At 38.0% G+C, this 7,722-nt stretch carries 6 protein-coding genes; 1 reads left to right on the top strand and 5 read right to left on the bottom strand.

What is annotated here, in order from left to right; translation table 11 throughout:
• The first annotated feature begins 551 nt into the window (after positions 1 to 551).
• Positions 552 to 1,109 (top strand): shikimate kinase, encoded by a 558-nt coding sequence (locus tag AC2YHV_RS27415; protein WP_057277282.1) that lies wholly within the window; start codon positions 552 to 554, stop codon positions 1,107 to 1,109.
• 115 nt (positions 1,110 to 1,224) lie between these two features.
• Here AC2YHV_RS27415 and AC2YHV_RS27410 read toward each other — a convergent pair whose 3' ends face one another.
• From AC2YHV_RS27410 to AC2YHV_RS27390, 5 genes are all read right to left on the bottom strand, one after another.
• The gene (locus AC2YHV_RS27410; RefSeq protein ID WP_268565836.1) at positions 1,225 to 2,238 is read right to left on the bottom strand and encodes a LacI family DNA-binding transcriptional regulator; all 1,014 of its coding nucleotides are present in this window, start codon (positions 2,236 to 2,238) and stop codon (positions 1,225 to 1,227) included.
• A gap of 225 nt (positions 2,239 to 2,463) precedes the next feature.
• The gene (locus tag AC2YHV_RS27405) at positions 2,464 to 3,669 is read right to left on the bottom strand and encodes an MFS transporter (RefSeq protein WP_063577531.1); all 1,206 of its coding nucleotides are present in this window, start codon (positions 3,667 to 3,669) and stop codon (positions 2,464 to 2,466) included.
• Between the two features lie 254 nt (positions 3,670 to 3,923).
• Positions 3,924 to 4,808, bottom strand: coding sequence for a shikimate dehydrogenase (locus tag AC2YHV_RS27400; protein ID WP_057277279.1), 885 nt, complete (start codon positions 4,806 to 4,808; stop codon positions 3,924 to 3,926).
• 60 nt (positions 4,809 to 4,868) lie between these two features.
• Complete coding sequence (gene aroD / locus AC2YHV_RS27395) at positions 4,869 to 5,630, bottom strand: type I 3-dehydroquinate dehydratase (protein ID WP_487374583.1); 762 nt, start codon at positions 5,628 to 5,630, stop codon at positions 4,869 to 4,871.
• Between the two features lie 66 nt (positions 5,631 to 5,696).
• Positions 5,697 to 6,899: an MFS transporter gene (locus tag AC2YHV_RS27390; protein WP_057277277.1), complete on the bottom strand. Its 1,203-nt coding sequence runs from the start codon at positions 6,897 to 6,899 to the stop codon at positions 5,697 to 5,699.
• Between the last annotated feature and the right edge of the window lie 823 nt (positions 6,900 to 7,722).

Here is a 7,722-nt window from a genome sequence, read left to right as displayed (position 1 = left end):
CAGTAAGAAGTCAATAGTTATTATTTCTTTCAGCAACCTGCCAAAAGCGATGAAGTTTTGCGTTTGTCTTAGTTGGTGCTTATTTATATTAATCCTTTCCCACCATTAAGTCAACCCATTTCATACATTTTCTTTTCAAATGAATTAATCACTTATATAAGGAATAAATGTGCCTGTCACACCTTGTCTTCCTCTTAAAACATATAATCCAGGAAAATCATTTATCCCAACCATTTGAACTACCGCTTCCCCTTCAACTAAGTAATGCCTTTGGCAAAATCCATAAACCATGCAAGTGATAGGTTATGGCAATAACAACTTAAATATATGAGGAAACGAATAATTAGTTGCAACAATCGAATACTGAAAACGGATTGCTCCTTCCGGGTAAAGTTATTAAACATTAAACCGCTAAAACACAGGGTTCCATTGTCCAAATATTAAAAAACTTTTTTACAATTTTACTTACTTATACTATAATAAATATATTTTAAAAATTTCAGGAAAGACTTTTAATCATTATAAAAAATAGTTGGGAGAGGGATTTATAAATGATTAATAAAAACACATCTTTGAGGATGCAAAGTATCGTTTTTATTGGCTTTATGGGGGTAGGGAAGACGACGATCGGACAGAAGGTAGCCAGGAAATTATATAGGGACTTTATTGATATAGATCAAGAAATTGAAAAGGAATTCAATATGCCCACTACGGAAATCTTCAAGAAGTTTGGGGAAAAAGCTTTTCGCGAAAAAGAAAAAAGTGTGATTGAAAGCCTAAGTCAACAACAATTGAAAATCATTTCAGTTGGAGGCGGGGCCTTTTTACAAGAGGATATACGGAATATCTGTTTAACCAATTGCATTGTCTTTTACCTGGACTTATCTTGGGAATACTGGAAAGAGAGAATAGGCTTGCTTATTGATAGTAGACCTGTTTTACAAAGCCGGTCCCTTGAAGAAATCGAAGAACTCTTTTACACGAGACAGGAAATATACTCCTATCATCATTCAAAAGTGAATACCAATGATCTAGATGTTGATGAAGTGGCAGACTTTATAGTCGATTCATTGAAAGTGGCCTGGGATATTTATGAACCGCTTAAGTAAGGCAAACCTTTTTGATATGTAAATCAATGTTCCCAATAAAAGAATAATAGAAAAGATGAAAAGGGCACAGCGGTACCTAACCTCTGTAAACTAATCACCTTTTTATTTTTCTTTTTTAGGAAGACTCTCTAATAATCAGTTCTGGATTCAATATGATTCGCTGTTGTTCCCGTTCTATTTTTTCCATTTGCTGATACAAGAGATTCGCTGCCTCTTTCCCAATACGTCTAGGGAATGAGGAAATGGTCGTTAGCGGAGGATGATAGATTTCTGCGACTGGAACGTTATCGAACCCAACGATATCTATATCTTTTCCAGGAGTAATTCCTTTCATCATTAACCCTTGCATAACACCAAAGGCAATTAAGTCGCTAAAGCAAAAAATTGCGGTAGGCGGATTAGGATTCTCAAGTACTTTCAAAACAGCCTCAAGCCCTCCCTCCCGTGTAGGGGCACTATCTATCACCAACGATTCATCCACTTCCAATCCCGCTCTTGAAAGGGCTTCACGGTATCCCTCCATTCTCTCGATCCAAGTAGACGACTCCTTAACGCCACCAAGGAGCGCAATTCTTTTATGCCCCTTTCCAAGGAGATGATCAACGGCGATCCTGGCTCCTTCTGGATAGTCTATGCCTACATAGTCGCTATTCACTCCAGGCAGTTCCCTGACAGCAAGCACCATCGGCGTGTCAATTTCATTTAACCGTTCAATTGTATCTTGTGAGCTTTCAGAGACAGGACAAAGAATCAGGCCACCCACCCTGTGTTCCATCATGGTTGAAAGGAGATGATCTTGCTTGGCAACCGAGTCAAATGTAGTCCCCAGCAACACTGTATACCCGACCTCATCCAATGCATCGTGAACACCTATCAGGAATTCAGAAAAAAAGGTATTTGATATGTCGGTAATAATGATTCCTACAGTATCAGAACTCTGCGACCTTAGGTTTGCTGCAATTCTATCGTAAACATAACCCAATTCATGCATGGATTTTAGTACCTTTTTTCGCGTCGCTTCCGATATTCGAGGGTTATTGCGAACGATAAGGGAAGCAGTGGATGTTGATACCCCAGCATGTTTTGCTACCTGTTGCAGCGTGACCCGCCCTTTTTTGGATTGTTTCATAGTTCAATCACCATCTTGAATGTATTTTTGATGTACTTATTATTATCATGTTCTTACTATAATAATAATATAGTTACTGTCATTATTACACCCTTGCTTTTGGAACATGGGAATCTCAACGATCATTAATCACGCCAAAACATCTATATCCACTATTCATTAGTCCAAAAAAAAACGCCATCCTAGTTCCGGAAGATGGAGTTTTAAGTAAATCCTTCAATATTTTTAGCCATGGTTAAATATGGTCTGCTGCTGTGTCAATTTCTTATACCGGTAATATACAAAAGCTGCAGCCAGGATTCCTATAGTAGCAATAAAGCAATCAAAAAGAAATATATGCGATATATCCCCACTCTTAGCGATCAAGCCCGTTGCAATTGGTAAAATGACGCTCGCCAAACTGGATGCCGTCGCAACGATCCCTGTTACAGTTCCTTTTTTTCTCCAGAAAAGTTCAGTCATTATTGCAATGGTTAATTGAAAGATCCCAGCTGTCGAGGCTCCAAGGAAAAAGGAGCTAATACTTAAGACAATAGGTGAATGAATCGTTAATATGATGATAACCGTAAGTAAAGTAATCATTGGATAAAGCAATATCACCGTCACGGGCTTAATCCATTTGTTTAATAAGATGGATAATAGCAGGACGGAAATAAGTGACCCCACACTATAATAGCTCAATAATTTAATTGCACTTGAAGATTGCATCCCTGCGACTTCCTGCCCGAAACTCGGTAACCAGATTTGCGAAACTGTAAATAACGCAGTTGATGTAAACCCAATTATGATTAGTGCGACTCCTTCGCTCCAAAATTTAGGTTCCGTTATGAACCTGTTACTATGCAAATCCTCTTCTTTACTGACAGCTTCGGATTTGCTTGGAAATGAAGCGGACATCACCAAAAACATATTCATGAAATAGATGACAGCCGGTACGAAAAATGCAAACCCGTAAAATAATTGGTTCGTAGTAAGAAACAAGATGATGAATGGCAGGATTGTAGCACCAAGCGAACCAAAAGCCTTAACCATAACACTCGCGGAACCAGCAGATTCAGGAAACATTTCAGTTAGCGCCGGATATGTACCAGCATCCATGGCTGAGTTGGAAATTCCCGCAAGTAAGGCAAATACAAAGGCCATTTCATATGAGGGAGAAAATGGAATCCCAATTAAAAAAACGCCCATTATAACCGAAGAGACCATGATTAATGGTTTTCTTCCAAATTTATCTGATAATACTCCCGAGAGACCATACGTGAGTAATCTGCCTATTCCTATTGCTGCAATAAGATAACTAATGCCAGTAGAGTCCGTATCCCATTGTTCTGTTAAAGAGGGCATGTTGGAGGCGAGAATTATATTAACCATCCCCAGCAGAAAATAGTTAATATACATGCCAGATGCCGCTTTAAAATACTGATTTTTCATTATTACACCCCTATAATAAATCACGTTGTGTTTCTCCCATATAACACCTTCATGCATAATGTAATTACATTGAAGTCTCCCCTTTATGTTATCCATTTACATGAAAACCACTTTTCAAAAAAAAACGCTAAGAAAAACAAGGGATCTCACGCCCTGCATTTCTTAGCTCCGAGGTTTTTTTAATCATTTAACAAGATGCACATCGAGTATGAAAAAACCTCTATTTGGAGAGCAATCTCCAGAGTGGAATCATTTTATTCTGCAAACAATTGCTCTTTGATGAAATCAACAGGCATTTGTTGGCCTGTCCATAATTCAAAGGCTAGTGCACCTTGCCAAAGCATCATCCCAAGACCATTAATAGCTGTAGCACCTACAGCTTCAGCTTGTTCCATTAATTTAGATTTTCGTGGGATGTAAACAACATCGGTTACGATTAAATCTGGACGCAGCATTGATTCGTCTTGAATGACACTTAAGCCTTCAAGTGGTTTCATGCCAACGCCGGTTCCATTTGCCAAAATATCACTAGTTGCGATTTCAGCCTTTAATTGTTCAACATTTTCAAGAGGGTATACATTGGCTTTCACATTTAAATGCTTCATATCCTCATTGATGATTCGTGCATTCTCTTCTGCTTGCGGGAAGAATGCATCATCACGAGCAAAAATGCTGATTTCCGCCACACCTTCCAGCGCAGATTGAATGGCAATTGGAGTAGCAGCCCCACCAGAACCGATAAGAGTCATTTTCTTGCCTTTAATATCAATACCATTTTCTTTTAGGTTCCGGGTATATCCCATTCCATCAGTGCTGTGCCCTACGAACTTTCCATCGACATTGACAACAGTATTAACGGCTCCTGAAAATTTAGCACTGTCCGCCAATTCATCAAGATATGGAAGGATCTTCATTTTATTAGGCATGGATACGTTAAATCCTTTTACATTTAATGCACGCATCCCTTTGACTGCATCTTCAAGCTCTTCATTTCCAACCTCAAATGCTAAATAGGCGCAATTCAAGCCTAATTTATCGAAAGCTAAATTATGCATGGCAGGTGATAATGAATGTCCGATAGGTGTTGCAAGCAATCCTACTAATTCTGTTTTCCCATTAATTCGTCCTAGATTTTCCATGTTCTATTCCCCCTGATTTTTTAAACTTTATATAAATTCCTTCTTGGAAGGATTTATGAGTTAAATATTTTGATCAATGATTTCCAATACATTTCTTAATTGAGTAACAGGAATTTGCCCTGGTGCAGATGCTTCTTTTCCGGCACCGAATGTACAAGCAGATCCAAACACCGCACCTGATAATCGACTGACCAGGCCTGTACCCGACATTGACATCGTAATGAATGGGCGATCGGCATACTCTGTTTTCATTGTGTAAGTTGCATCTAATAATACGAGTAAGTCACCAATTGTTTGGGGCATTACAGCGATTTTGGGAATATGGGCGCCAAATTCCTGCATCTTACGCAATCGGTAAATGATTTCTTCTTTTGCTGGTGTCTTATCGAAATCATGGTTACACATCACTACGTATACGCCATTTTCCTCAGCTACCTTCACAGTCTCCTTCACTGGTGATTCCTCAAAAAACAACTCCACATCGACAAGATCAATATTCTTCGTTTTAATTGCTGTATGAAGAAGTTCGAAATAATAATCATCGCTGATTTGCTTGTTTCCGCCTTCTTTATGGCTTCTAAAAGTGAAAAGCAGCAAAGTACTAGGAACAGCACTTCTAAGTTTTGAAATCATATCCGAAACGGCTTCTAAGCTTTCGACTTGTTCAAAGACATCTACTCGCCATTCAATGATATCCGGCTGTAGCGCATTTACCGTTTCAACTTCTTTAAGCAGTTCTTCTTCCGTTGTCCCCATAAGTGGAACAATGATTTTTGGAACCCCTTCTCCGATCGTTACGTCTTTGATCGTGATTGTTTGCATGATGTTTCCCCCTTTTATCAATATCATCAGTAGGGTTCATGCCCCACTGATGTTCGGTTAGACCGTTTAATTGGAAACTTTAATTACCTTCTTGTATCGATAGGCAACGAAAACGGCCAACAAAATACTAATTGCCGCAATTGCCACATCAAACAAGAAGACCGCAGTTAACCCAGCATTCTTGGAAATGATACCTGTAATGAAAGGTATGATGATAAAGGCTGAACTACCTGCAATGTTTACATATGAAGTGATTGTACCTTTATTGGCAGGGAAGAATTCTGTGATTATTGTCATGGCTAATTGGAATACCCCTGCAGTTGAAAGCCCTATGAAGAAAGCGCTCAAAACGGTTATAAATGGTTGCTGGATGTAGATGAGTGACAATAAAGATAATGCTGCAATGACCGGATAGATAATCATGACGGTAATGGGCTTAATTACTTTATTCAATAGAACAGCTAGTAAAATGACAGAAATAAGGGAGCCAATACTATAGTAACTAAGCAATTGAACAGCCTTAGCTTGGGTTAGCCCTAATACATCTTGTCCGAAGTTCGGAAGCCAGACTTGAACCAACATGAATAAAGCAGTTGATGTGAAGCCTAATAGTATGACGGCCAAACCTTCCTGAGCAAACTTCGGTTTTGAGAGGAATTGCTGTTGAACCGGCACAGCTTGTTCATCATTCCGAGTTTGGCTTTGGGCTTTATGATCCGGGAATGAAACCTTAAGCAGGAAAAACCCATTAACAAGATATACAGCAGCCATTAAGAAGAATGTATACCCGTAAAACATATCTCTAGCTATAAAGAACGCCATGATAAATGGAAGAAGTGCGGCACCGATTGAAACGAACGCTTTTACTAATACGGTAGCGGAACCAGCTTTCTTTTGAAAAGCCTCAATAAGTGCTGGATACGTACCTGCATCCAAAAATGAATTGGCAATACCAGCACATACAGCAAATATAAATGCCAATGTATAGTTAGGAGCCAAAGGTATGCCTATAAGGAAGATCAGGTAGATAAAAGATGCTGAAACAACAAATGGTTTCCTTCCTAATTTATCCGACAGTCTACCGGCGAAAAATAAAGAAACTAACTTACCGATTCCTATGGCAGAGACCAAGTAACTTATCCCTGAGGCACTTGTATTTAATTGATTTGACAAATTTTCCATATTTGATCCAATGATAATATTGATCATGCCTAAAATAAAATAGCTAATATATAAACCTGTGGCCATTTTTATAAATGGATTTTTCATGAAACACACCCCTATTTAAAAAGTTATCGAAATGCAATTTGATTCTTAAGCCTTTCAGATGTTGCCCCCTTGCCCCATACCATAAATTCAAGAAAAATAATTACGTACTAAATAAAACAATAAACATCATAAACTAACCGGCTAGTTAGTACATCGTTCTACTAACATTGCATTACTAGTATATCGTTCTACTAATCGTGCTTGTTGTTAGTATATCGTTCTACTAAATGCAAGCGATTAAAAAAGTATTGAAAAAACATTTATGCTACCGTAAATTAGTTAAATTTATTTAGTATATCGTTCTACTGGATTATTATACTGCGCTAATTTAATTGTGTCAAACTCATGAAGCAGTCCTTAATGACCATAGAGCAATTCCTCATACTCATTATTTTTAAATTCCGAAGGTCTCATTTTGGATCTCATTTACCTTAAAAGTTCAGCCCTGCCTTGTATTTGTTAGTGTTCATACAAGTTGGAAGAATACCTTTTATTTGCAGAGGCACCAATTGTTTTATCCTTTATGAGGGATTCCTTCTATTTTGATATTCCCCACATTTTTAGTTACCAGTTTCTGAATTAATTTCTTTTTAGCTAAAATATATGTACTGCTGCTTATTTATATCAATTATCCAGTTATTTGCAATCGATTTTAATTCCCCATGTTTAAGCAGGCAGTACTAATATCTCGCTTATATCCTAAGTTACGATAGTCGAAACGGTTTAAATTTAAAAGGATGAACAATTTTCGATTTCAGCCCCTTTCAATGGTGATGTAACAGCTTCTATATATATAACAGGGCTCCATAATTTGTTCTTAACG

The sequence above is a fragment of the Peribacillus sp. SRI_006 genome, assembly GCF_057586375.1.
The sequence above is the reverse complement of the archived record's forward strand: the minus strand, read 5'-3'. Positions and strand labels throughout refer to the sequence as shown.

Bases quoted from the DNA above. Each gene is read 5' to 3' on its own strand.
- aroD (WP_487374583.1), bottom strand. From the start codon at position 5,630: ATGCAAACAATCACGATCAAAGACGTAACGATCGGAGAAGGGGTTCCA.
- AC2YHV_RS27390 (WP_057277277.1), bottom strand. From the start codon at position 6,899: ATGAAAAATCCATTTATAAAAATGGCCACAGGTTTATATATTAGCTAT.
- AC2YHV_RS27400 (WP_057277279.1), bottom strand. From the start codon at position 4,808: ATGGAAAATCTAGGACGAATTAATGGGAAAACAGAATTAGTAGGATTG.
- AC2YHV_RS27410 (WP_268565836.1), bottom strand. From the start codon at position 2,238: ATGAAACAATCCAAAAAAGGGCGGGTCACGCTGCAACAGGTAGCAAAA.
- AC2YHV_RS27415 (WP_057277282.1), top strand. From the start codon at position 552: ATGATTAATAAAAACACATCTTTGAGGATGCAAAGTATCGTTTTTATT.
- AC2YHV_RS27405 (WP_063577531.1), bottom strand. From the start codon at position 3,669: ATGAAAAATCAGTATTTTAAAGCGGCATCTGGCATGTATATTAACTAT.